This window comes from Paenibacillus baekrokdamisoli (assembly GCF_003945345.1).
Lineage (GTDB): Bacteria > Bacillota > Bacilli > Paenibacillales > Paenibacillaceae > Paenibacillus_Z > Paenibacillus_Z baekrokdamisoli.
On sequence record NZ_AP019308.1, the window covers coordinates 116,253 to 140,688 of the forward strand.

At 45.7% G+C, this 24,436-nt stretch carries 20 protein-coding genes and 2 pseudogenes; 15 read left to right on the top strand and 7 right to left on the bottom strand.

What is annotated here, in order from left to right; all coding sequences use genetic code 11:
- Positions 1-9 precede the first annotated feature (9 nt).
- Positions 10-255, top strand: a pseudogene (locus EKN16_RS32735) (D-serine ammonia-lyase); the annotation flags it as partial.
- A gap of 335 nt (positions 256-590) precedes the next feature.
- Positions 591-2,414 (top strand): glycerophosphoryl diester phosphodiesterase membrane domain-containing protein, encoded by a 1,824-nt coding sequence (locus EKN16_RS00470; protein ID WP_125653207.1) that lies wholly within the window; start codon positions 591-593, stop codon positions 2,412-2,414.
- 157 nt (positions 2,415-2,571) lie between these two features.
- On the opposite strand, the gene EKN16_RS00475 is transcribed toward EKN16_RS00470, so the two are convergent.
- The 5 genes from EKN16_RS00475 to EKN16_RS00495 form a co-directional block, all read right to left on the bottom strand.
- Entirely contained in the window at positions 2,572-3,381 is an 810-nt protein-coding gene (locus EKN16_RS00475) for a polysaccharide deacetylase family protein (RefSeq protein WP_125653208.1), read from the bottom strand.
- A gap of 260 nt (positions 3,382-3,641) precedes the next feature.
- Positions 3,642-4,352, bottom strand: a complete 711-nt coding sequence (locus EKN16_RS00480; RefSeq protein WP_125653209.1) for an ABC transporter permease — start codon at positions 4,350-4,352, stop codon at positions 3,642-3,644.
- The gene (locus tag EKN16_RS00485; protein ID WP_125653210.1) at positions 4,349-5,197 is read right to left on the bottom strand and encodes an ABC transporter ATP-binding protein; all 849 of its coding nucleotides are present in this window, start codon (positions 5,195-5,197) and stop codon (positions 4,349-4,351) included. Before EKN16_RS00485 ends, EKN16_RS00480 begins: the two co-directional genes overlap by 4 nt.
- Positions 5,198-5,368: 171 nt before the next feature.
- Positions 5,369-6,409 (bottom strand): LytTR family transcriptional regulator DNA-binding domain-containing protein, encoded by a 1,041-nt coding sequence (locus EKN16_RS00490; RefSeq protein ID WP_232016142.1) that lies wholly within the window; start codon positions 6,407-6,409, stop codon positions 5,369-5,371.
- 324 nt (positions 6,410-6,733) lie between these two features.
- Positions 6,734-7,597: a helix-turn-helix domain-containing protein gene (locus EKN16_RS00495; protein ID WP_125653211.1), complete on the bottom strand. Its 864-nt coding sequence runs from the start codon at positions 7,595-7,597 to the stop codon at positions 6,734-6,736.
- Between the two features lie 150 nt (positions 7,598-7,747).
- Between EKN16_RS00495 and EKN16_RS00500 the strand changes: the two genes are divergently transcribed.
- The 4 genes from EKN16_RS00500 to EKN16_RS00515 all read left to right on the top strand — a co-directional run bounded on the left by EKN16_RS00500 (position 7,748) and on the right by EKN16_RS00515 (position 11,956).
- The gene (locus tag EKN16_RS00500; RefSeq protein ID WP_221226657.1) at positions 7,748-10,351 is read left to right on the top strand and encodes a GH116 family glycosyl-hydrolase; all 2,604 of its coding nucleotides are present in this window, start codon (positions 7,748-7,750) and stop codon (positions 10,349-10,351) included.
- Positions 10,352-10,451: 100 nt separating this feature from the next.
- Entirely contained in the window at positions 10,452-11,045 is a 594-nt protein-coding gene (locus EKN16_RS00505; RefSeq protein WP_125653213.1) for a TetR/AcrR family transcriptional regulator, read from the top strand.
- 92 nt (positions 11,046-11,137) lie between these two features.
- Entirely contained in the window at positions 11,138-11,587 is a 450-nt protein-coding gene (locus EKN16_RS00510; protein WP_125653214.1) for a hypothetical protein, read from the top strand.
- Between the two features lie 6 nt (positions 11,588-11,593).
- The gene (locus EKN16_RS00515) at positions 11,594-11,956 is read left to right on the top strand and encodes a DUF6463 family protein (protein WP_125653215.1); all 363 of its coding nucleotides are present in this window, start codon (positions 11,594-11,596) and stop codon (positions 11,954-11,956) included.
- A gap of 421 nt (positions 11,957-12,377) precedes the next feature.
- Here the strand turns inward: EKN16_RS00515 and mmuM are convergent, their stop codons facing one another.
- Positions 12,378-13,337 (bottom strand): homocysteine S-methyltransferase, encoded by a 960-nt coding sequence (mmuM, locus tag EKN16_RS00520; protein ID WP_125653216.1) that lies wholly within the window; start codon positions 13,335-13,337, stop codon positions 12,378-12,380.
- A gap of 161 nt (positions 13,338-13,498) precedes the next feature.
- Here mmuM and EKN16_RS33370 point away from each other — a divergent pair.
- A pseudogene (locus EKN16_RS33370) lies at positions 13,499-13,699 on the top strand (GntR family transcriptional regulator); the annotation flags it as partial.
- 51 nt (positions 13,700-13,750) lie between these two features.
- A complete protein-coding gene (locus EKN16_RS32745) occupies positions 13,751-14,146 on the top strand; it encodes an FCD domain-containing protein (RefSeq protein WP_232016143.1) in 396 nt (131 codons plus the stop codon).
- A 69-nt stretch (positions 14,147-14,215) separates the two neighbouring features.
- Here EKN16_RS32745 and EKN16_RS00530 read toward each other — a convergent pair whose 3' ends face one another.
- Positions 14,216-14,860: a GntR family transcriptional regulator gene (locus tag EKN16_RS00530; protein ID WP_125653218.1), complete on the bottom strand. Its 645-nt coding sequence runs from the start codon at positions 14,858-14,860 to the stop codon at positions 14,216-14,218.
- Between the two features lie 367 nt (positions 14,861-15,227).
- Between EKN16_RS00530 and EKN16_RS00535 the strand changes: the two genes are divergently transcribed.
- Genes EKN16_RS00535 through EKN16_RS00565 form a run of 7 tightly spaced genes read left to right on the top strand, consistent with a single transcriptional unit; the run spans position 15,228 to position 24,170 of the window.
- Entirely contained in the window at positions 15,228-16,433 is a 1,206-nt protein-coding gene (locus tag EKN16_RS00535) for a cystathionine gamma-synthase family protein (protein ID WP_125665692.1), read from the top strand.
- Between the two features lie 14 nt (positions 16,434-16,447).
- Positions 16,448-17,488 (top strand): homoserine dehydrogenase, encoded by a 1,041-nt coding sequence (locus tag EKN16_RS00540; RefSeq protein WP_125653219.1) that lies wholly within the window; start codon positions 16,448-16,450, stop codon positions 17,486-17,488.
- A 47-nt stretch (positions 17,489-17,535) separates the two neighbouring features.
- A complete protein-coding gene (locus EKN16_RS00545; protein WP_125653220.1) occupies positions 17,536-18,981 on the top strand; it encodes an aldehyde dehydrogenase family protein in 1,446 nt (481 codons plus the stop codon).
- Between the two features lie 39 nt (positions 18,982-19,020).
- Positions 19,021-20,466: an aspartate ammonia-lyase gene (locus EKN16_RS00550; protein WP_125653221.1), complete on the top strand. Its 1,446-nt coding sequence runs from the start codon at positions 19,021-19,023 to the stop codon at positions 20,464-20,466.
- Positions 20,453-21,850, top strand: coding sequence for an amino acid permease (locus EKN16_RS00555; protein ID WP_125653222.1), 1,398 nt, complete (start codon positions 20,453-20,455; stop codon positions 21,848-21,850). The genes EKN16_RS00550 and EKN16_RS00555 overlap by 14 nt, the downstream gene beginning before the upstream one ends.
- Positions 21,851-21,852: 2 nt before the next feature.
- On the top strand, positions 21,853-23,331 hold the full coding sequence (locus tag EKN16_RS00560; RefSeq protein WP_408636342.1) for an NAD-dependent malic enzyme: 1,479 nt from the start codon (positions 21,853-21,855) through the stop codon (positions 23,329-23,331).
- Positions 23,328-24,170: a YitT family protein gene (locus tag EKN16_RS00565; RefSeq protein ID WP_125653223.1), complete on the top strand. Its 843-nt coding sequence runs from the start codon at positions 23,328-23,330 to the stop codon at positions 24,168-24,170. Before EKN16_RS00560 ends, EKN16_RS00565 begins: the two co-directional genes overlap by 4 nt.
- The last annotated feature ends 266 nt before the right edge of the window (positions 24,171-24,436 follow it).

Genomic DNA, 24,436 nt, shown 5'->3' on the forward strand with positions numbered 1-24,436 from the left:
ATGTAGGCAACCGAGGCGGACGGCCTTGCCGTACCTAGACCATCCCGGTTTGTCGGCAAAACGATCGAGCCGCTGTTAAGCGGGATAAATACTGTGGATGATAATACCTTGTATGCGCTTCTATATGATGGCCTGACAAGCAAATTGGAAAACAACACACACATCGTTTGGGCTACCGGGGGAAGCATGGTGCCAAAAGAGAACATGGCCGAATACCTCAACATAGGGCGTTTGATATTGCATGGCCATGCATGACCGATGTCGAAGGATAAGACTGTTTCAGTGACTTCGCCAGTATTTGACTTCATTTTCACGTCCAAGGCTGCTGATTCTTTTTTACACTGAGCAGTCTAATGCTTTTTTAAAGAACTAGTGCAAAACGCCAGCGCGTGCCATACTCAATCGGTGCGCGCTGTTTTAAATATTAGTCCCTTTTCGGTTCAAAACATGCTAAAGCAGCCTTGACGGAATTATCTGTAATTTCTATTCATTATTCCCCGACCCATGTGTTAAAATGAAGGATACTTCATCCTGGCCGCGCCAATCGCTCGCCGGGTCATATATTATCCTTTTACAAGCAGGTGCAGAACATGAGTAAAGCCTCGAAGACTCCCATACATAAGCTGATTGCCGACATTTTCAAAACGCTGGCTTTTACTTACCGGCAAGTTTTCATTTTTGAGCTTCTGTATAAGACGCTTACGCTATTCATATTTATTCCGGCGATTTCTTTCATCTTTCACAGGCTTATTCGCTTGGGCGGGTTTGCCGGCGCCACCAATTACGAGATGCTGCATTTCGTTGTCAGCAGATACGGTTTTTTATGCATGCTTATTCTGATTCCAGTCGCTACGATGCTGATTTTTTTGGAGTTTTCGGTTCTGGTCATCATTGCGTACTACGGGCAAAAGAAACAGAGAATCGGGCTCATCCCGGCGTTTCTGCAATCGCTCGCCTATCTCCCGTCGCTTTTCAAATACGGGTTTGTGGGCTGGGCGCTCTACTTGATACTCTTCCTCCCCCTACTGAGTTTGGGCCTTGGCTCCTCGCTGCTGCCTTCCCTGCAAATTCCGAATTTTATCTCGGGCGAGCTGTTCAAAACGGGCAGGGGCACACTGCTCTATGCGGGCGTATTCGCCGTCGTGGCATACTTCAACATTCGATGGACCTTCCTGCTGCATATGATCGTCATCGAGGGAACGGTCAGCTTCCGGCAAGCTGCCAAAAAAAGCGCTGCTATCCTGAAAAAAAGCTATTTCCGAATGTTTGTGGTAATTCTGTGCATATCTCTTTTGTTTCTGATCGTCGTGGCCTTGATCTTTGGCGCTGTGACCCTCGTTTATTTCACATTGCCTCAACAGACGGGATTTGCTGAAGTCGTGCGATCCGTCGTTTCGAAGAGTGCTGTGCTTTCCCTGTACCTGGCTACCTTGTTCGTAACGCCGCTTTACATCACCATCCTCACCAGGATGTACACAGCTAAAGCGGACCCGAGCCATGCCGTGCTGCAAATGCCTGACTGGAACGCCATTGAAAACCGTTCCTCTCAGAGCCACGGATTGCTGCACAAGCATAAAAGAAAGCTGATCGTGCTCGGACTGATCATCGCCTTCGCGACAGCACTCGTGCTTGTTCCGGCCATCGGTGACGTCCACCTTGGCGATAAGAAAGCGACGATTATGGCCCACCGGGGATATACTTCGAAAGGCCCCGAGAATACGATCGCAGCGATTCAAGGTGCCATAGAAGCTCATGCGGATTTTGCGGAAATCGACGTACTGGAAACCAAAGACGGTGAGCTCGCCGTCATTCACGACACCAATCTGAAAAGGCTGACGGGCCGCAATGCGGAAGTTTATGATCTGACGATGGATGAGTTAAGGAAGCTGGAAGTGAAGCAGGGGAATTTTACAGGCCGAATCAGCAGCCTTGCTGAAGTGATGAACGCGGCTAGAGGAAAGATCAAGCTGAATATCGAAGTAAAAACACATGGAAAAGAACATGATTTGGTGAATACATTCATACGGACAATGCGTGAAAATGATTTCCAGACCAATTGCGTCGTGCAATCTCTGGATTATGAAATCGTGCAAAAGATCAAAGCCGCGGAGCCGGAGCTTCAGGTCGGTTATATCATGTTCGCCGGCGTTCCTGATATAGAACGGATCCACGCCGATTTTGTCGTCATGGAAGAATATATGGTCAACGAATCGGTCGTCGCTTCGGCCAAGCTGCAGCACAAACCGCTCTACGTATGGACGGTGAACGAAATGGATAGTATGGAACGCTTTTTCAGCATGGGCGTCGACGGTATCATTACGGATTATCCCGAAGATGCAATCTCCCTTGAACAAGAACTGCACAGCGGGTTATTGGCTTCCTTGCTACAGTGGCTCAACAACCTACGGTTTTAAGCAAGGAACGCGATTCAGCGGTCTGCAGGTACGGTAGTCGGGACGTGCGTGAAGCAGAGGTTTGCCGAGAGTAAAATCAATAGAAGCATCGCAAAGAGCCTCTTCCCCAGATTGCAGCTGGGAAAGAGGCTCCTTGTTGAATGGAAAGTTGAGGGAATTATGATTGCAAAGACTTCAGCTCGCCTGCCTTGATTTCCACGGGTGTTTGATTCACTTCAATCCATACGCTAATCGCGCTCGGATTGCTGACGAGAGTCCCGTCTAGGGAGTAATTTAGGCGCCGAACAGCATCTAAATAATCTATGATCTCTATGTTGGTAGCAAACCAAATGTCATCGGCATTGGACATCATTCGGCAAAATGTCTCGAATTCCTCCCAATTGCTATCATTCTCGAACTCGTAGCTGTGACCCCATACATAGAACAACGATAAATTATTTCGCTTCGGCTCGGTTCCCAATTTCAGGTACTGCTCGCCTAGCTGCAGCATTTCTTTATGATGGCAAGTGGGTTTCCAGAGAAGCGGGGACTCTGGCAGTCGAAACTCCTGAGTGGAAAGGACGGTTCTCGCATATTGAAAGCCGAGAGCAGACAACAGGTCGACCACCTGTTGATTAAAGGTACCGAAGGGATAGGACATGCCGCGAACAGGATAACCAACCAACTGCTCAAGCGCTTTCCGATCGTCTATCATTTCCATAATGACTCGTTCTCGTGGGATCTGCTCAAGAAAAGGGTGGGTAACGGAGTGCGCGGATACCTCATGTCCATCATACAGAGCCTTCACCTCGGAAGCCTTAACGTTATTGGGATGTCCCAATACTCCGGAATTAAGATGGAAAGAGCCCTTTATGTGATAACGGTTCATGATTTCCACCATCCGACGGTCATGGATCGTCCCATCATCATAGCTAAGCGTTAAAGCTTTGTATTTGCCACCTGGGTATAAATTATGTTTGATTTTCATATTTCTCTCCTTTTAGAATGGATATCCCGAAATAATACGAGGGGTATTATTGCAGGTACTGACAACGCTTTCAATCAGCATTAGAAGCTAAAAACGACGGGATACAAATGTACCGATCGCTATTTAACCCTTACTTGCCGCTGTGAAGGATTCCGTGAAAGTGAATGCGCAATATATGGTTTCCGTTATCTTTTATAGTAAGACAAATAGGCTGATCGCACAATGATATAGGATAAAAATAGTTTCCAAGTTTCACTCCGTTATTCATCAACCATACTTTTCTTGAACAAGTACACACATAATGAGTAAATGGCAATGGACCACAGAAGAATAATCCCTAAGTTAGGCCATACCTCCGCCAAACCAGATCCGGTCTCCACTTGTTTCGCCAAGTCGATAAGCTGCAGGTTCGGTAAATACTCTGTGATTGCCAGAATCGGATACTTCTCGATGAAAGGAGTAACGAAGGAGCCGAGAGTAAAGATCCCAATAGCCGGTATGATGGCAACCGAGGCTTCCATGACTGATTTCGTAAGCAATCCGATCAATGTGCCTACGCCTAGGTAGAAAATGACGGATATGAATAGAGCGAATGCGACGATTAAAGCATAATTAGGATGATAACCCGTTAGTAATACCGAGAGAATGACAATGACGATGGTCGCGATTAAGCTGAGCAAGCTTTTGCCGGAAAAAATCTCTATGGTGCTAGCAGGAGACAGCATGAGCCCGCGCAGCGTTTTTTTCTCTTTCTCTTCTGCAATTAGTGAGGATTGAACGTAAGTCGCCACCAGTATGAACGCCATGTTGATGATGATATAGTGGGATTCAATGTTCTCTATGCCTAAACGGCCCAAAAACACAGCCATAATTAACGGAAGAAACACCGTTGTGGTTACGTATAAATTCCTCGATACGTCTTTATAATCTTTATGCAAAATAGCGAATACACGCCTCATTGAAAATGTCATGACAATTCCCTCCCTGTGACTTCTACAAAGATATCGCCTAATGTAGGATAATTCGATTGAACCGAAGCTACCTGATCCTTGCTCATATATTCATATAATTGCTGTGCTCCGTCAGACCCCCTCGGAATGATAACCTCAGAGCCATCCGTCAACTCTACCGTTAATGTTCCATCTCCATGCTGCTCACATAGCTTTTTAGGAGCACCGACCAGCTGGATTTCTCCATTATTGAGGAATGCGACACGATCACACAACGTTTCCGCTTCATTCATATCATGTGTGGTCAAGAAAATGGTAGTACCCTTCGCTTTTAGACGTGTTAACCCTTCATAGATATGTTTGGTGTTCACAGGATCAAGAGCGGATGTTGGTTCATCAAGGAACAGCAGCTCCGGCTCATGGAGGAAGGCACGGGCCAAAGTGACCCTCTGAAGCATCCCCCTGGAAAGCTTAGAAACGATACGCTTGCCTTCATTCGCCAAATTCACCATCTGTAAAACCACATCGATCCGTTTCACAGGCACTTGGTACAAGTCACAATAGAGCTTCAAATTATCATAGACAGTCAAACGGCCATATAAAGAAGTGTCGTCTGAAACCAAGCCGATTTTTTGGCGATAGGCTGCTTCCTGTAATTTATGGGCGGGTACTCCGAATACATAGGCATTACCCGAGGTGGGTTTTAATTGAGCCGTTAATATTTTGATCGTTGTCGTTTTACCCGATCCGCTTGGTCCGAGAAATCCGAAGATTTCTCCCTTTCTTACCTTAAAGGAAACGTCCTTTAATGACCGAAAGTTTGAAAATGATTTCTCTAATGAAGTTACTTCAATAATATTCTCCATGCACCCTCAACCTCCGTGTTGTTATCTGGTATACCCAAATACTAGTACAGATCAGACTGAGGGGCATTATAATCTCATCCAAAGGAGCATACAAACAGGTGAATGATGCCTATTTAGAGGTGAATGGAGCAATAGAGGGCTGTTTGGAGTAGATGATTCAGCGAATGGCGCTTATTTGAGCCCCATCATTTCCTTTAATTCTGCCATTTTCGTTTTCGACAAAGGGACGGCTGACTTTAGCTCATCATCCAGTATTAGGCTGTAGCTATTACGAGTGTACGTTATTACTTCTCTTACCTTTTGAAGATTAACGATATAAGAGCGGTGACAACGAAAAAATCCATAGGTCTGCAATCTTTCCTCTAGCTCGTTGATTTTGAAAGTCGTTGGATACATCTCACCCTTGATAAAGAGAATAGATTGCCCCTCACTGCTCTCGATATAATCAATCTCTGGTGGATTAAATAGGATGATCTTATCATTCATCCGGGTCGGGATCTTCTCGAACCGAACCAACTGGACGACGGGTTCTTCCTCTCCGGCTTCCACTACGGCTTCCTCTAGGGCGTCAACTTCTACAATTAGATTAGACTGGTTTTCTTGGTGGGTAGAAGATGGGGAAGGTAATGGATTGTGATTATCTGGTGTGTCTTGAACATCGAAGGCTTTCAGCCCCTTTTCATCCAAACGATACACCTGACTTGTCACACTAAGCGCAGTTTCCATATTGCCAGTCAGAACCAGCACGCTTTTGCCGCTATCACCCAACATGCGAACCATTTTCTGGAAAACAAGCTTTGTCTCATTGTCCACGTTCTGATCCGGCTCCTCGAATACGAAAAGTGCAGGGTCTTGGAACAATAAGCGGGCATACTGAACCCTTCTTTTCTCTGACAGGCTCAGCTTGGATACACGCATATTCACTTTCATTTCGAGCTTGATCGTACGGATAACGGCATCAATGGCTGCTTCAGACCCGTAAAGATTTTTGTAGAAAATAAAGTTCTCTTTTACCGTTAGCCGCTCGTAAAGCCCTTCTTCCAACTGCAGTAACCCGAGCTGTGACAAATAAGCCTTCTTATTGCTGCTATATACCGCTCCATTTAACCGAATCTCTCCGCTAGAGAGCGGTAATCTCCCTGTCAGCATAGCTAATAAAGTATTGCGTACGTTCATGCTCGAATAGATCGCAATGACATCATGCCGAGCCACTTCTATATGAAAAGGGGGAAATACAAGCATATTTTCCGTATAACTCTCTAACTCTATGATCTGCAGAACAGTCACTTCATCACCTAACCTACATATAGTTCCAATGAAGAGTTTATCCATTGAACTTGACCATTATACAATACGAAGGCATGATGCTGGAACACTAAGACTATTACGCCGTCTTCCGTATGACCAACACGTTGATGGCTCTGACTTTGCCAAAGGTAGTGAGAACCGAGTCGGGACAGCTTGTTTATTCGCTTCAAGGTTGTGGTGTATTAAAGTGGAGGGCGGAAGTTGCGTTAACGAATAATAGTGCGGGCATCACGCATTGTAGATCTTTCGGTATTGACCTGGGGTTAGCCCAAATGTTGCTTTAAACGTCTTTGAGAAATGATGAACATCAGTAAATCCGCAGTATTCGCTGACCAGCTTGATGGCTTGACCTGCTTTTAACAGTTCCTGTGCATGTTCCAATCTAAGCTTCAGCAAATATTGGTGTGGTGTTATGCCAAAATGTTGTTTGAACAACACTGTAAATCTCGATGGGGATAATCCGCTTCTTCTGGCCATATCTTCAACGCTAATCGGTTCTGATATATGAAAAGCAAAATAGGACGTGATCCAGTTTAAAAAAGGTTTGGCATGAGTCAAGCTTGTTTGAGGTGTCATATAATGCTTAATCAAGTTGGAGATCCACTCATGTGCCAATTGATGAGCTTCCATTTTCCCAATATACGTCTGCAGCTGCCAGTTATCAATCATTTTCAAAACGAGATCTCTCATTTTCTGCGGGTGGCTAAGTTCTAATCTGACGGGTAAATTGAAGTTAGCAAAAGATCCAAGCCTCGGCTGCATGAGCGGTTGGTATGTACTCATATCTACCTGCCCAGGAAGGGTAATGAAGCTGTTCAATCTGTGTGGATTATAAAAAAAGTCAAGGTGCACGTAGGGATTGATCGTATTGGTTAATCCTTTGATCGTATGGATATCCCCTGGCTGAAGCAAGGCAAGATCCCCATCCTTTAATAAATGCCATTCTCCCCCGACCTGAATTTCAAAATTGCCCTCTTGCACATAGAATATGATATAGTCCAGTAAATTACGTTCGCCTAAAAGAAAAGGTGGGCGGATGGCGTAACCTGCGCTGCGGATGAAAGGTACAAGATCAACCTCTTCAATGTTCATGATTTGGCCTCCATGCTTAATAAACAATTGTTTTTTACAAAAAAGAAAATTTAATATCACAAAGATTTTCCAAACAAGTTCAACTATAATAATAGCATACGGTATCGTAGTGATCACACATTGACTTTTGCCTAAGAGAGGAGAAATATAATGAAAAAGGTATATAAAGGTGCAAAAACGAGAGAAATCTCCTTTCCGATTGGTGGAATTGGGAGCGGTTGCATTGGCTTATCCGGCAACGGAAGATTGATAGATTGGGAAATTTTCAACCGTCCCAACAAAAAGAGTTTTAACGGTTTTAGCCACTTTTCGATAAAAGCAGAGCAGGATGGACAGTTGTTGGATGCCCGAGTTTTAAACGGTGATTTACAATCTCCTTACCTCGGAGAGCACATCAGAGGTGGTTCCTTACATAGTGGATATGGATTCGGTCCGGAGAGTCAGACAATGGCGGGTATGCCGCATTTCGAACAGGCGGAATTCATTGGAGAATTTCCTTTGGCCTCCATGAAATTTGCGGATCAAGCCTTTCCAGGTCAAATCGAATTGCTTGCTTTCAACCCCTTCATTCCATTGAACGATGGTGATTCAAGCATTCCTGCTGCTTTCTTCGAGTGGGAATGCTTAAATACGAGTGATGCTCCCATTACATACTCGCTATGTTTGTCTGTGGGGAATCCAGTTCCTACAGAGAGAGTCATTCACCGATATGAAGAAATGATAGCAGATCAGGGCCAGAGCATTCATACCATGAAGCTTTCCTCCAATCAATTTGATGCGGAGCATCCGCAGTATGGAGATTTGTGTATAGCCACAGATGCTAAAGAAGTCAGTCATCAAGCCTATTGGTACAGAGGCGGATGGTGCGATGCACTGGAAATGTTCTGGCATGACTTTACAACGCCAGGTTGTTTGAAGAACAGACTGTACCCGGAAGAGGAACGTCCGTCGGACAGGAACAAAGATACGGCTTCCCTGGCTGCACATTTGCATTTGCAGCCAGGCGAGAAAGGTAAAGTGAGGTTTTCGATCAGTTGGAACTATCCAAACATGAACAACTATTGGAATCCGCTTCAAACAGGCAATAATGGTTGGAAAAATTACTACGCCACATTGTTCGAAGACTCCTGTGCAAGCTCGTTATATGCTCTACAGCATTGGGACCGGCTGCTTGCTGAAACGTTAGCTTTTAAAGAAGCCTTATTCTCTTCAACGCTGCCAGAAGTGGTGAAAGAGGCTATTTCCGCGAATTTATCCGTAATGAAGTCTGCGACTAGTTTACGATTAACGGACGGCTCCTTCTACGGCTTCGAGGGCTGTATAGCGGACACCGGGTGCTGTGAAGGCTCTTGCTCACATGTATGGAATTATGCATATGCGCTGCCTTTTCTGTTTCCCAGTCTAGAACGAAGCATGCGTGATCTTGACTTCCGTTATAATGCACGCTCCGATGGACGAATGTCGTTCAGGCTCATGCTGCCACTCGGCCGTGAGGCACAAGATTCCCGCGCCTGCGCGGATGGCCAATTCGGCGGGGTCATTAAAGCCTATCGCGATTGGAAAATCTCCGGGGATACGGAATGGTTAAGAGCAAATTGGCTTGCTATTAAACAATCGATTGAATATGCATGGGCAGAGAGCAACGAAGATCTATGGGATCCCTTACAAAAGGGTGTTTTGGTAGGCAGACAGCACCACACGTTGGACATGGAGCTTTATGGTCCTAATTCCTGGTTAAGCGGATTCTATCTCGCTGCCTTGAAAGCTGGCGTAGAAATGGCTGCTTACTTGGGGGAAAGCGACACGGCAGAAGTCTACGAGCGAATTTTTTTAAATGGTAGAGAGTGGATTAATAAGCATTTGTTTAATGGGTCCTATTATTTGCAACAAATTGATTTGTCGGATCAAACCATTCTGAGCCAGTTGGGGGAAGAAGCGGTTGAAAGTTATTGGAATAGTGAACTGGCCGAAATTAAATATCAGATCGCAGAGGGCTGCACCATAGACCAGGTCGTCGCACAGTGGCATGCCAATTTATGCGGGCTGGGGGATATATTTGATAAGGCTCAGACCCGTATAGCATTGCAATCTTTATATCGGCATAACTTCAAATCGAGTATGAGAAATGAAGCTAATACTTGGCGCCTATTTTCCTTAAACGATGAAGCAGGTCTTGTTATTTGTACGTGGCCGGAAGGTACAGTTAAACCATCGATACCACTCACCTATAATTCTGAAACGATGACAGGGTTTGAATATCAAGCTGCTTCCCATATGATTCAAGAAGGGCTCGTTGAAGAAGGGATTTCGATCGTCAAGGCGATTCGGGAACGATATGATGGTGAGAAACGCAATCCATGGAGTGAGATTGAATGTGGCAGCAACTACGCCCGCTCTATGGCCAGTTACTCGTTGCTGCATGCTTTTAGTGGATTCGAGTACAACATGGTAGAGGGCATGATTGGTTTTCACCCCATTCAGACGGTAGATGGTTTGTTCCGAACATTTTGGTCTTTGGATAAAGGGTGGGGGACGTTCGAGATGTCGCCAATTGACTTATGTCTGGAAGTACATCGTGGTGAACTGAACCTCAAGCTCATCAAACTTCCACCATCACAATTGGGAAGGATTGCTCAAGTTAAATTTGGAGAGGAAGAGCTTCCATGTCTATTGACCAAAGATGCTATTCATTTCCCAACCGAACTGGTTCTTGATCAGAACCACACTTTAGTCATCAAGCTGATTCCTGAATAATGGTTCATACGATGCGGGCACGCGATGAAGAGTATATAAAGCATTAATGTCTCTCTACTCTATGGTTTGTTGAAAGTTTATATTGATATTTGGACGCAGGATGATGTATGATAAAAAACATACGATATCGTATGTTATGGAGGTGAGTGAGAAGCTGCAGCTAACGAGTGACGATTGGATTAGAGCAGGACTAGAGACGTTATCGCGATCGGGGATTGCTTCAGTAAAAATCGAAGCTATTGCTCGAGAACTAAAAATCAGCAAGGGGAGCTTTTACCACTATTTCAAGGATCGCGCCGATTTACTTGAAGCGATGCTTTTCTATTGGGAAGCACAATTAACCCGAGAAGTCATTCGCCAGATGGAGAACAGCGGCATGTCTGCCAAAGAACAATTTCAGGCATTGGTGTACTCAAGCTTCTCGCATATGACCAAATTGCAATCAGCCATACTCGCCTGGGCCAATCAAGATGAACAGATTGCGAAGCGAGTGAAGGCGATTGAGCAAGAGCGAGTGCAGTACCTTGATAGGCTGTTCACTGAAATGGGGTTCCATCCGGCTGACTCCGCTATGAGAGCGGAGATTAGTTACTTTACTTTCCTCGGTTGGATCGACCGAAGTAGCAGAAATCCGGCATTGAAATCAACCCAGTTGGCGGATGCGTTTATTAACCTCATCACACAGATGTCTTAGCGCCTTTTAAATTTGATTTAAAAGGTTTTTCTTTAAACAAAACATACGAATTCGTATGTTTTTGACAGCAATCATTTGAGGAGGAAGATGCAATGAGAAGCTTATTAAAGCTTGGCGGTTATTGCAATCTGGTCATTTCCCTACTGCATATCGTGGGATTATTCTGGGCGAAGGAATTTTTCCGAGTAACAGGTGTTGCTGAACCCATGAACCAATTATCAGCGCTACACAGTTCGCTGCCTTATCTGTTAACAGGGCTAGTGGCTATCGTATTTGCCCTATTTGGCATCTACGCGGTGAATGAGGAGGGTGGATTTATCAAGCTTCCTTTTCAAAAAAACGTGATCTATGGCATTGCCATCATCTATTTTATACGGGGGTTTGGAGAATGGATCGCTCATGCGGTTCTTCATTCTGTGAATGCCTCTGAGACCTTCTACTCAAGTATAGCGATTGCAATCGGTGCTATGTATGGCTTGGGTGGATGGTACCTTTTCAATAAAACAAAAACGATTCGTCAAACGAAAGAAATTCGGAGGTGATCTGCGATGCGGCTTTGGAAATATAGCGGTATATATTTGATCGCGACAGGGGTTATCCATAATGTCGTTGGTTTACTCATAGGTTGGGAAGTATTAGGCCTCATTGCGCAAGATGGTTTGATCAATTCGGTGAATAATGATCCAGATCGGAACGCCATAGTTTGGTTCCTATCAATTGGTTTCTTTTGGATGATTCTCGGGCATATTTTTCACAAATATCAGAAAGAAGGCAATCAAGCACTGCCAGCTATTTTCGGGTGGTACTTACTCATCTTCGCCGTTATTGGTTGCGCGTTAATGCCCGTATCGGGGATCTGGCTGTTTTTCCCGCAAGCCATCATTATCATTCTAGCCAAGCGCAATAAGTAAGCATTCAGGAATTTGAAGGAATCCCAAGCCCATACCCCTCCCTCCCCCTGCTGCACAGCGATTAAACATACTGGACCGGCATACCTATGTAGAGAAAAATTCGACTTGCATCTACTCGCAGCTAAGGGCAGCAAAGACCGCATTGTTCCATTTCCTCAGACCTTTAAAGAGCTGTTGGCCATGCACGCAGATTCTATGAAAAAGAAACAAGCAGCCTATTTGTTTTGAACAAATATTGACGCGATGATTCAACCGTATTCCGGCCATGAAAGCAGAAAGTCGTTAGAAGTTTATTCAAAGCTTGCGATTACCGACGCGCAAAATGAATAGAAGCCCACAGAAGCAGCGGGCTTTTCAGGCTGTCGAAATGGAGTTGCTTTAATGAGAGGGGAGTATGTTTTAAGCGAATGGCTCGACCGTCTTATTTTTCATCAAAGTTAGTTGATAATTGTCTTACCCATGCAGCTATGGAATGGATATCGTCAGGATTTGTGCGGCAGCACCCTCCTATTAATTGGGCGCCTTGATCATACCAGCTTCTGGCGCTGCAGCTAAAGCTTTCCCCATATGTTGCCCCCTGCCAATCACGTGTGCTTGCATCATAGTGTTCACCTGAATTGGGATAAACAAGAATAGGCTTCTTCGTTTGCCTGCTAATTTCATTGATCAGCGAAGGGACATACTTGGGAGAAGTACAGTTAACGCCTATTGCTGCAACTTGATCGTGCTTGTCCAACCATTCGGCGCAATCGGCTATCCGCTCTCCATTGCTTACATGCAGCTCATCCTTAGCGCTGAAGCTAATCCACGCGTAGACTCCGGGAAACTCCTTCAATAAGGCCGCAATTGCTCTAGCCTCCAGCATGCATGGTATGGTTTCACACGCAAGTATATCTGCTCCGGCAGCTATCAGAGCCTTAATGCGAGGTCGATGAAACTCCATGAGCTCCTGTTCGTTAAGCTTATAGTCGCCACGGTATTCGGAGCCATCAGCCAAATAAGCACCATATGGGCCAACGGAAGCAGCTACTATTGGCTGAGGCCTACTAGTTTTGTCCTCCAATCCATTCCAGAAATCATCCCTTGCTTGTACCGCAATGTGGACAGATGTCTGAATCAATCTAACCGCTTCAGCTTCGCTCAGACCATGTTTGATATAGCCATCAATAGTAGCCTGGTAACTCGAAGTAATCGCACAATCCGCGCCAGCTGCAAAATAATCGGTATGCACTTGACCGATTATTTTGGGATTTTCCATCAAAATTTTGGCGGACCAAAGGGAGTCGTTAAGGTTACAACCACGGCGTTCGAGTTCTGTTGACAAAGCGCCATCCAAAACCATGGCAGGAAAATCTTTAAGAATACGTTCTATAGGGTTCATTATTACAGCACCTCGTTAGGGTTATTGATTATTGTAAACTATAGTAATGTTTAGGTTGATGAGCCAGTCGCATGACTTGAATAATCAGACCTCCAATGATACGATCAAAATGAATATTCATATTGTTGTTTTTCCTTAAATGAATGTAGGAGGTCCGGCATATTCTTACTCATAAATATCAATCATTAAAAGACCATGTTTATAACTATATTGCCGAACGGATACAGAACGGAACATTACTTCCGAATCAAAAATTAAACGAGAGCTCCATCTGCGAGAAGCTGGAGGTAAGCAGAACTCCTGTACGAGAAGCGCTAATCCAATTAGCCTCTGATAATTATTTGGTCTACGCTCCTCGCAGAGGTTTTACGGTTAAGGAGATTGTTATTAAAAAGAAACTTGAAGTATTTCAGTTGATCGGTACATTGGATGCGTTAGCCGCTGCCCTTTCCGTTGATCATATCTCTGACGAGGATCTTGCAAAAATGGAGGAAATCGTCCATAAGATCGATACTTCGATTAAGGAGCAAAGCTATGCGGACTACCAGCATTACCAAATTGAATTTCATAATGTCTATTTAATCAAATGCAACAACGATACGTTAATCGAGCTGATTAAATCATTCCAGAACAACTTTGTCAGACAAACGTATTTAAGTGATAATAAAGAAAAGCTATATACGGTGCTGGAGCAAATGAACAAAGAGCATAGGCAGATTATCCAGTTGTTTAGGGAGAAGGATAAAACAGGACTGGAGCAAATTCTTAAGCATGTTCATTGGAGAATCGATTACACCGATATGATCTGATATAATTTAATTTAATCAATGTTTGGAAAACAAAGGAGCTCGCCGCTACGGTAGAGCTCTTTTTATCTTTTAGATCATATCCGTGAAATTGATTTTCCAATGGACGTTCTTGATGAACGCTTCTAGCCCTTGGGCATCTTTGGCTTTAAAGTATTGAATAATTTGCCTGTGCTCCTCATTCATTTGAGCCAGTATGCTAAATAATTTTTGCTTGTCCTCACTTAAGTAAATTTGCCTGATAAAGCTGTGCTGCAAGGACTTGAGCAAGTCGATCAGCGAGCTGTTGTTGCATTTCAGCAAGTACACATTATGAAAATCGTTTTGATAGAGCTGGTAGTCGGAATAATTGTTCTGTTGTATGGCAAGGTCGATTTTATCGGCTAGCCGTGTCATGTCCGCGATATCTTCGTCCGAAACGTAGGGCACAGATAATGTGGAAGCTAAAGCATCGAGCGCACCAACGATTAGAAAGACGTCCAGCTTCTTTTTGGTATCCAGCTCTTTAACAATAAACCCTCTGCGCGGAATGTTCTCCAGCAGGTTTTCGGAGGCCAATTGGATTAATGCTTCTCTTACAGGAGTTCGGCTTACGCCAAGCTTTTGGCAGATGGAGGCTTCATTCAATTTCTGATTAGGCAGCAGGGAGCCGTTCTGGATCTTATCGGCTATATAGTTGTAAACATGGTCCTTTAAGGATTGGTATTTGTTGTTAATATCCGTTCACTCCTACATGATGTAATGAAAATGAAAATACAATATATGAGATATTTTAAAAACTATGATGAATAGTAACATTGTAAAATGCTTTATTCAAGAGAAATGACAATTATCGTGAAAGCGCTTTATTAAAAGTGTTGATTTTTTAAAATGGCCGTGCTATGATCAAAAAACAACGTATACAGTATATTGTATACAAAAAACAAAACAAGATATTTAGTAAGGCGTTAGAGGAGGGGAACTTAAAAAGCAAAAACCGAACTACGCCACAATATGTATACAATATATAATATGCAAAATAAATAAGCAAATAGTAATGGATGTCATCTAAGTGAGGGTGAAAGGGATGCAGGAAGAAATCGATATGAAAGCGCGTATAGGTACAAAATCTGTATGGGCAGGGGAAAAAGAATTTAGAGTGTTCGGCGGGACTCAGGTTCCTGTGGTGCTAAGCGTTGCTTACGATTATAACGATGTGGATGAATGGTATGACGTTGCAATGGGCCTCAAACCGGGCTATACCTACAACCGAATGTCCAATCCTACGGTTCGGTCACTCGAAGAGAAGGTGAGGCTGCTGGAAGGGGCGGAAGCCGCTATCGCTTTTTCTTCGGGAATGGCAGCGATAAGCAGCGCCTTATATACTTTTCTGAGACCGGGGGATCGGGTTGTATCGGTCAAAGATACGTATGGCGGGACGAACAAAATTTTCACAGAGTTTCTGCCCAATATTAACGTACAGGTTACGCTATGCAATACAGGTAATCACGAGGAAATCGAAGCTGAAATCGCTAAGGGTTGTAAAGTACTTTACCTGGAATCACCTACGAACCCGACATTGAAAATTACCGACATTCAGCGTCTGGCAAAGGCAGCCAAGGCGGTCGGAGCTCTCGTATTGGTTGATAATACGTTTGCCACGCCGATCAATCAAAATCCGATTCGTCTGGGAGTTGATTTGGTTATCCACAGTGCGACTAAATTTTTAAGTGGTCATGCTGATGTACTAGGCGGTGTAGTATGCGGCTCTGCTGAATTGATGGAGAAAGTATACCATTATCGCGAGATTAATGGAGCAACACTTGACCCTTGGGCGGCTTACCTGATTATACGTGGCATGAAGACACTTCATCTTCGTGTTCGTCAGCAGGCGCAAAGCGCGATGGCGATAGCGAAATATTTGCAGAAGCAGCCGATCATTGAAGTCGTTAATTATCCGGGGCTCGAATCGCATCCTCATCATGATATTGCGAAACGGCAAATGAATGGATTCGGAGGCATTCTAAGCGTTGTATTAAAAGGCGGCATGGAAGCGATTAAGCTCTTGCTCCCTAAGCTGCAATATGCGAATAGAGCGGGGAACCTGGGAGCTGTCGAAACCATATACGGTCCTGCAAGAACGACGAGTCATGTCGAATGCACATTAGAAGAACGCAAAGCGCTTGGAATTTCCGAAGGACTGCTGCGCATCTCGGTAGGGATTGAGGACACGGAGGATCTGATTGCTGATTTGGCACAGGCTCTGGCTTATGTGGAAACGCAAATGCCTGTAAGCCTTAATAACAAATAAAGGGGAGAAACGATATGGAACTGAAAATAGCACTGCTTGGATTTGGGGTTGTCGGGCAAGGTCTGACAGAAATTTTGGAAGAGAAAGGTAAAGCTTTGGCTGGGGATACGGGTTTTCAAGCGAAAATCGTAGCCATCTCCGATATGATGAAGGGCTCTATCTACCACCCGGACGGCTTGAACGCCGCGGAAGCTCTTCGGGCCGTCAAAGAAACGGGCAAGTTGGATGCCTATCCCGACGAGCCGGGTCTAATCCGGGGCTGGGACAGCTTTAAGACGATACAGGAAACGAATGCGGATACAATCGTCGAGCTTACGTATACAGATGTCCGGACCGGCCAGCCTGCTATTGATCATTGCCGCGCTGCATTTGAATGCAAAAAGCATGTCGTTATGAGTAATAAAGGCCCAGTCGCTCTGGCTTACCAAGAGCTATCCGAGCTTGCCCGTAAAAATGGCGTTCGTTGGGGCTATGAAGGTACGGTCATGAGCGGTACGCCGGCGCTAAGAATGCCGATTACTTCTTTGGCGGGCAATCGCATCGATGAGATTAAGGGGATTTTAAACGGGACGACGAACTATATGCTCACCCAAATGGAAGCGGGGATGAGCTATGAGGAGGCTTTGTCCGAAGCTCAGGCTCTCGGTTATGCCGAGGCTGACCCGACAAGTGATGTCGAGGGATACGATGCCCAGTATAAAATCACAATTCTGAGCAATATCGTGATGAATACGCCGCTCAATAGGGAGGATGTAGCATGTGAAGGAATCAGCAAGCTGACGCAAGAGGACATCGAATGGGCAAAAGCGGAGGGCAAACGCTGGAAGCTGATCGCCAAATGTTACCGCGAAGGAGACCGTCTTCTGGCGAAGGTGGGTCCCGAAGCGATTCCGCTTAGCGATCCGTTAGCGGGTGTCGGCGGAGCTGTAAATGCCATTACTTATTATTGTGATCTGGCTGGTCCGATCACACTTATTGGAGCCGGAGCCGGACGCAAGGAAACAGGGTTTTCGATCCTGATCGATTTGATTAATATTCACCGCAACCAATTGTAGTCCTCATGATCAAGCGAACTACTCAAACCTAGGAAGAGGTGTAATGTATGATTATGGAAACGATAACAAAGAAAAACAAGATGTATTTAGCAGGGAAATGGGTGCTTCGGGAAAACACTATGGCTATTTGTGATCCTCAGGATAACCGCTTGATCGCAACGGTGCCTGCTGCTTCCACAGCGGATATGACGTTTGCCATAGAAGAGGCTAAGGAAGGATTTCGAGTATGCTCGGAGCTTCCGACACATGAGCGGATCGCTATTCTCCATCGAGCTGCCGACTGGGTAGATGAGCATAAGGAAGCATACGCTGCCACGATTGCTTCTGAAGGCAGCAAGACGATTAAGGAAGCACGGAAAGAAGTAAGGAGATGCGTTGAAACTTTGCGCATCAGTGCGGAGGAAGCAAGACGTTTGAATGGAGAGACGATTGCTTTCGATCAAATGCCTGGCAGTGAAAATCGGTTCGGCTACTATTATCGCTTCCCTATTGGTATCATTGGTGCGATTACGCCTTTTAATGATCCTTTAAATCTCGTTGCCCATAAAGTGGGACCGGCCATAGCTGCAGGCAATTCGATTATCGTGAAACCAGCGACTTCCACGCCGTTAAGCGCTCTTATGCTGGCGGAAGCGTTCGATAAGGCGGGTCTTCCGGCAAAAATATTGTCCGTGGTCACAGGAAATGCAATTGAAATAGGTGAAGTGCTTGTGACCCACCCGGATGTAAGAATGATCTCCTTTACAGGCGGGCTGGTTACAGGCAAGGCGATTATGCAAAAGGCTGGCTTGAAAAAAATGAGCATGGAGCTCGGCTCCAATTCACCGGTCATTGTCTTGAACGATGCAGACATAAACGATGCTGTAGAATCAAACGTTTCCGGAGCCTTCTGGGCTGCAGGGCAAAATTGTCTGGGCGTGCAGCGCATTTATGTGCAGAAGGATGTGTATGAAGCGTTTGTAGCTCGATTCGTTGACAAAACCAAGCAGTACCGGGTCGGAAATAAATTTTCAGAAGAGACGGACATGGGCCCCATGATTAACGAAAGAGAAGCCAAGCGCGTAGAGACATGGGTACAGGAAGCGGTAGATCGCGGAGGGAAGCTGCTCTGCGGAGGGAAGCGGAACGGTGCTTTTTACGAGCCGACGGTTATGGTAGACGTTCCGAAGGACTGCCGGATAGTGAAAGAAGAGGTGTTTGGTCCGGTCGTTACCATCTTTAGCGTAGTTGATCTGGAAGAGGCGATCCGTGAATCCAACAGTGTGGACTTTGGCCTGCAGGCGGGTATTTTCAGCCGGGATATCGATAAAGTGTTCCACGCCGTACGCAAGCTGGATGTTGGAGGCGTTATGGTGAACGACAGCTCCGATTACAGGATCGACGCGATGCCATTCGGCGGGGTGAAGGGCTCCGGGATCGGTAGAGAAGGCGTGAAATTCGCCCTACAGGAGATGACAGAGCCGAAGGTTGTTTGTTTCAGGATGTCGCGCTAAGAAAGCTTCCAGACAATTTGCCGCAGGGAGAGAGGAACAATGTCGAATCGGATTGAAAAAGATTTCTTAGGTGAAAAAATGGTTCCTGATGGGGCATACTTTGGCATACAAACGATTCGAGCTACTGAAAACTTCCCTGTAACCGGAACCCCGGTCAGCGAGCATCTCATCTTGGCGTTGGCTCAAATCAAGAAAGCAGCGGCTTTAGCCAATATGGAGACGGGCATGCTGTCCCAGAGAATCGGCGCTGCCATTGTGCAAGCAGCCGAGGAAATCGGCGAAGGAAAGCTTGCTGAACAATTTATCGTGGATGCGATTCAGGGCGGAGCAGGAACATCCATTAATATGAACATGAATGAGGTATTGGCGAATCGTGCGCTCGAGCTGCTGGGAAAAGAAAAGGGCGATTACTTCCAATGCTCGCCGAATAATAATGTGAACATGTCCCAATCCACGAATGATACCGTTCCTACAGCCATTCGGATTGCGGCTTACCGACTCGCGAAGCAATTAATTGGTACGGTCGAATTGCTGGAAGAAGGATTTTATCGAAAAGCAGAGCAATTTGACGGGATCATCAAGATGGGGCGCACACATTTACAAGACGCTGTCCCCATTCGTCTGGGGCAAGAGTTTGGTGCATATGCCCGTGTCATCGGAAGGGACAAAGCCAGAATTACGGCCGCTGCCGATGGATTGCTGACGATTAATTTGGGAGCTACTGCGGTCGGCACGGGATTGAACGCCAACCCGAAGTATATCGAGCTGGCAGTGAGGTATTTGGCCGAGCAGACGGGAATTCCTTTAACTCCTGCCGATGATTTGGTAGATGCCACACAAAATACGGACGCATACACAGCACTGTCCTCTGCACTTAAAATCATGTCCGTAAATCTGTCGAAAATTTGCAATGATATCCGTTTCATGGCATCGGGACCTAGGGCAGGGATAAGCGAGATTCATCTGCCGCCCAGACAGCCAGGGTCTTCGATCATGCCGGGTAAGGTCAATCCAGTGCTGCCCGAAATGATCAATCAAATAGCGTTTCAAGTGATGGGCAACGACCATACAATTTGTTTGGCAGCGGAAGCTGGTCAGCTTGAGCTTAATGTCATGGGGCCTGTCATTGCTAGTAATTTGCTGCAATCACTGCTGATCTTGAACAACGGACTGACCGTCTTCCTGCGTTTTGCGGTGGATGGCATTCAGGCTAACGAGGAAGGATGCAAAGCTCATGTGGAGAATAGCTTTGGAGTTATAACTGCGCTAAATCCTCACCTGGGTTATGAAACCGCTGCCAGGATCGTTAAAGAAGCGCTCCATTCCGGACAAACGATCAAGGAAATATGTTTGGAGCGCCAGCTTTTGACCGTTGAAGAGTTAGAAGAGATATTAAATCCTTATGAAATGACGACACCTGGAATTGCAGGGTTTCAATACCTTGAAAACTCGGATAAGGGAGCCAAACAGGATGAGCAGCACTAGCGATAACGGACAAAATAGTTTGAAACGTACAATGAAGAGCAGACATTTATTTATGATTTCTCTTGGGGGCGTTATTGGAACAGGGCTTTTCTTAAGCACCGGCTATATCCTGAATCAAGCGGGACCCGGAGGAGCTATCCTTGCCTATTTGGTTGGTGGCCTCATTATGTACCTGGTCATGCTTTGTCTTGGGGAATTAAGTGTAGCTATGCCCATTACAGGCTCTTTCCCAGTGTATGCTTCCAAATTTATAGGACCTGCAACCGGTTTTACGATAGGTTGGCTTTACTGGCTCACATGGGTGGTCACGGTAGGCTCAGAGTTTACAGCGGCTGGTCTGCTGATGCAGCGATGGTTTCCCGATATTTCGGTATGGATATGGAGCGCTATATTTGCAGTCCTTCTGTTTGCATTAAATGCATTTACCGTGAAGTTTTTCGCTGAATCCGAGTTTTGGATTGCCGGTTTCAAGGTCATCGTTATTATGATGTTTATCCTACTGGGCGGAGCCGCAATGTTCGGGATCATACCTATGGAAGGCAGCCATTCGGCCCCAATGCTGAGTAACATTTTTGATAAAGGCGGCTTGTTTCCAAACGGGTTTCTTCCCGTATTGTTCGTTATGATTTCGGTTAACTTCGCATTTTCCGGAACGGAACTGATTGGCGTCACTGCGGGAGAAACGGAAGACCCGGACAAGAGTATTCCGCGATCCATCCGCACTGTAGTGTGGCGTACAGTTGTATTTTTTATTGGTGCAATCATCGTGCTGGCTGGGCTTATTCCATGGAAGGAAGCCGGAGTTATTGAGAGTCCCTTCGTTTTGGTGTTTGACAAAATCGGTATTCCTTATGCAGCCGACATTATGAACTTTGTTATTTTAACAGCACTCTTATCGGTAGGAAATTCCGGGCTGTACGCATCAACGCGCATGCTTTGGGCGCTCTCACAGGAAAAGATGGTCAGCCCATGGTTAGGAAGAATAACATCGCGCGGGGTTCCGCTTAATGCGCTAATTGTCAGTATGTTGGTCGCTTGCTTGTCGCTTCTCTCAAGCGTCATTGCAGCTGACACCGTCTATGTGGTTCTTATTGCCGTCTCTGGCTTCGCAGTTGTAGCCGTATGGATGGGCATTGTAGCTTCGCAGTTTATGTTCCGCAGGCAATTTCTGAAACAGGGTGGGAAAATTCAGGATCTGAAATACCGCACCCCCCTATATCCAGTAGTACCGATTGTTGCCTTCTTGATGTGCCTAGCTTCCTGCATCGGTTTGTATTTCGACCCGGATCAACGAATCGCTTTGTATTTCGGAATTCCGTTTGTTGCACTATGTTACTTGATTTATTATTTGAAAAATAGAAACAAGAACGCTGATCAGGGGTGAGCATGATGACGGGGACTGGAAGTGGAAGTGGAACTGGAAGTACAAGCATTGTTATCAGAATTGAAATGACCAAGGATCTTGTAACCTTCGGCCAGATCGCAACGGCTATTGGAGATGCCGGAGGAGATGTAGTCGCAATTGATGTAGCACAGTCAAGTAAAGCGAAGACAATTCGCGATATTACAGTTCAAGTAAGCGATCATCAGCAATCGGATCACGTTGTAAGCGCTGTTAGTAAACTGGAAGGCATACAAGTTATTCATGTATCTGACCAGACGTTTCTTATCCACCTGGGTGGAAAAATTGAAATCATGCCGAAGGTGCCGATCAAGAACCGTGATGATCTGTCGCGGGTGTATACACCGGGAGTGGCGCGCGTATGTATGGCCATTCACGAAGATCCTAAAAAAGCGTATACACTCACGATCAAGCGGAACACGGTGGCTGTTGTATCCGACGGCTCCGCCGTACTCGGACTTGGCAACATTGGGCCTGAGGCCGCGATGCCGGTCATGGAAGGGAAGGCCATGCTGTTTAAGCAAATGGCAGATGTTGATGCGTTCCCGATATGTCTGGATACACAAAGCACCGAGGAAATTATCCAGATTGTAAAAGCGCTTGCCCCGACTTTCGGGGGCATTAATCTGGAGGATATTTCTTCACCGCGCTGTTTTGAAATCGAGCAGAGACTGATCGAGGAACTCAATATTCCTGTATTTCACGATGACCAGCACGGCACAGCTGTCGTCCTACTGGCCGGTTTACTGAACGCCGTTAAAGTCGTAGGCAAAGAATTGAACCGCTGCAAGGTGGTCGTGTGCGGCATCGGGGCGGCCGGTATCGCTTGCACCAAAATGCTGTTGGCTGCCGGGGTCGTTAATATTGTTGGCGTAGACCGGGAAGGCGCAATTGTGCGGGGAGCGTCATATAGCAATTCGGCTTGGCAGTGGTATGCCGACCACACGAATCCTGAGAGGTTGAACGGAACCTTGGGCGATGTGATCAGTGGAGCCGATATATTTATTGGGCTTTCCGGGCCCAAAGTACTCGGTGTTGAAGATGTGAAAAAGATGGCGCAGGACCCGATCGTGTTCGCGATGGCTAATCCGACACCGGAAATCTCGCCAGAGGAAGCGGAGCCTTACGTCCGCGTTATGGCGACAGGCAGATCAGATTATCCGAACCAGATCAATAATGTGCTTTGCTTCCCGGGCTTGTTCCGCGGTGTGCTGGACTGCCGGGCATCGAGAATTACTGAGGAAATGAAGCTGGCAGCCGCAAGCGCGATCGCCTCCGTCGTTAGCGATGAGGAGCTTAACGAATATTACATTATACCGAGTGTTTTTAATCAAATGGTCGTTGAGAAGGTGCGCGAAGCCGTTATTTCTGCTGCGTATCAATCTGGAGTCGCAAGACGGAATAAGGGCTGGGAAGTCGCGAAGGAAGTCGCTGTGTTGTCATCAAGCGGGGAGTTTGCATGAATGAGCATTTAAAAAATGGAGCCGCCATAGTCGTCGGTTCGGCGATCATGGGCTTTGGCATCAACTATTTCAATACGGCTAATGGGCTGGCCGAAGGGGGTATTACGGGAGTCAGCCTATTGCTGAAATATATGTTCGGTTGGGAAACGGGAATTACAAATTTTTTGATGAACCTTCCGCTTTTTTTCATAGGCTGGAAAGTGCTAGGTCGAAGGTCATTCGTTTATACCGTATTTGCAACGCTGATGTTTTCGATCTTCGTCTATGTATTCAGAAATATTCATTTTGCAATGAGTGATCTTCTTTTGGCTTCTTTATATGCAGGCGTTACCGTTGGTGTAGGCTTAGGCATCGTCTTTCGCTTTGGAGGAACTAGCGGCGGAACGGATATTCTCGCGCAGGTGCTGAAAAAATATTTGGGTTGGCCTATCGGGAGAAGTGTGTTCATATTTGATAGCTTTACGATAATCCTCTCTCTCATCTATCTGGATCGAGAGAGAGCGATGTATACGATCGTGGCTGTATTTATAGGCTCCAGAGTCATTGATTATGTGCTGGAAGGAACGGCAAAGGGCAAAGCGGCGATCATCGTGAGCCAGCATGCGCAGCAAATATCGGATCGTATCCATGCCGAGATGGAGAGAGGCACTACCTTTTTCTACGGAAAGGGTGGTTACAGTGATACGGATAAAAAAATCATTTATTGTGTCGTCAGCCGCTCCGAAGTGGGCAGGTTGAAAAAGCTGGTGCATGCCACGGATCGTCAAGCTTTTGTTACCGTGAATGATGTATTTGAGGTGTTTGGAGAAGGCTTCAATACGATGCAGGAGAAGGCGTGAAGCCATTAACTAGACCGGAGCTATCGTCATGCAAGAGCATCCGGAGCATGGAATAATTCGACCTGACATGTTACAGGATACGCAGCTGGTCAAATCAATATGAAACTGAATTTTCTTAAACCGATGCCTTGGCAATCGGTTATTTTTATTTTTAGGATGTATGACATTTGACATTTGATATTACAATAAGCCTCTTGGTGGTTTTCTTTTTATCCGATTCATCATAGTTATGGACGTGCTACTCGTTGCCAGGTTCGCAAAACAAA

Coding starts and splice junctions, on each gene's coding strand:
- EKN16_RS00510 (WP_125653214.1), top strand. CDS start 11,138: ATGAGAAGCTTATTAAAGCTTGGCGGTTATTGCAATCTGGTCATTTCC.
- EKN16_RS00550 (WP_125653221.1), top strand. CDS start 19,021: ATGTCGAATCGGATTGAAAAAGATTTCTTAGGTGAAAAAATGGTTCCT.
- EKN16_RS00515 (WP_125653215.1), top strand. CDS start 11,594: ATGCGGCTTTGGAAATATAGCGGTATATATTTGATCGCGACAGGGGTT.
- EKN16_RS00565 (WP_125653223.1), top strand. CDS start 23,328: ATGAATGAGCATTTAAAAAATGGAGCCGCCATAGTCGTCGGTTCGGCG.
- EKN16_RS00535 (WP_125665692.1), top strand. CDS start 15,228: ATGAAAGCGCGTATAGGTACAAAATCTGTATGGGCAGGGGAAAAAGAA.
- mmuM (WP_125653216.1), bottom strand. CDS start 13,337: ATGAACCCTATAGAACGTATTCTTAAAGATTTTCCTGCCATGGTTTTG.
- EKN16_RS00555 (WP_125653222.1), top strand. CDS start 20,453: ATGAGCAGCACTAGCGATAACGGACAAAATAGTTTGAAACGTACAATG.
- EKN16_RS00560 (WP_408636342.1), top strand. CDS start 21,853: ATGATGACGGGGACTGGAAGTGGAAGTGGAACTGGAAGTACAAGCATT.
- EKN16_RS00505 (WP_125653213.1), top strand. CDS start 10,452: ATGATGTATGATAAAAAACATACGATATCGTATGTTATGGAGGTGAGT.
- EKN16_RS00475 (WP_125653208.1), bottom strand. CDS start 3,381: ATGAAAATCAAACATAATTTATACCCAGGTGGCAAATACAAAGCTTTA.
- EKN16_RS00500 (WP_221226657.1), top strand. CDS start 7,748: ATGAAAAAGGTATATAAAGGTGCAAAAACGAGAGAAATCTCCTTTCCG.
- EKN16_RS00480 (WP_125653209.1), bottom strand. CDS start 4,352: ATGACATTTTCAATGAGGCGTGTATTCGCTATTTTGCATAAAGATTAT.
- EKN16_RS00495 (WP_125653211.1), bottom strand. CDS start 7,597: ATGAACATTGAAGAGGTTGATCTTGTACCTTTCATCCGCAGCGCAGGT.
- EKN16_RS00485 (WP_125653210.1), bottom strand. CDS start 5,197: ATGGAGAATATTATTGAAGTAACTTCATTAGAGAAATCATTTTCAAAC.
- EKN16_RS00470 (WP_125653207.1), top strand. CDS start 591: ATGAGTAAAGCCTCGAAGACTCCCATACATAAGCTGATTGCCGACATT.
- EKN16_RS00540 (WP_125653219.1), top strand. CDS start 16,448: ATGGAACTGAAAATAGCACTGCTTGGATTTGGGGTTGTCGGGCAAGGT.
- EKN16_RS00545 (WP_125653220.1), top strand. CDS start 17,536: ATGATTATGGAAACGATAACAAAGAAAAACAAGATGTATTTAGCAGGG.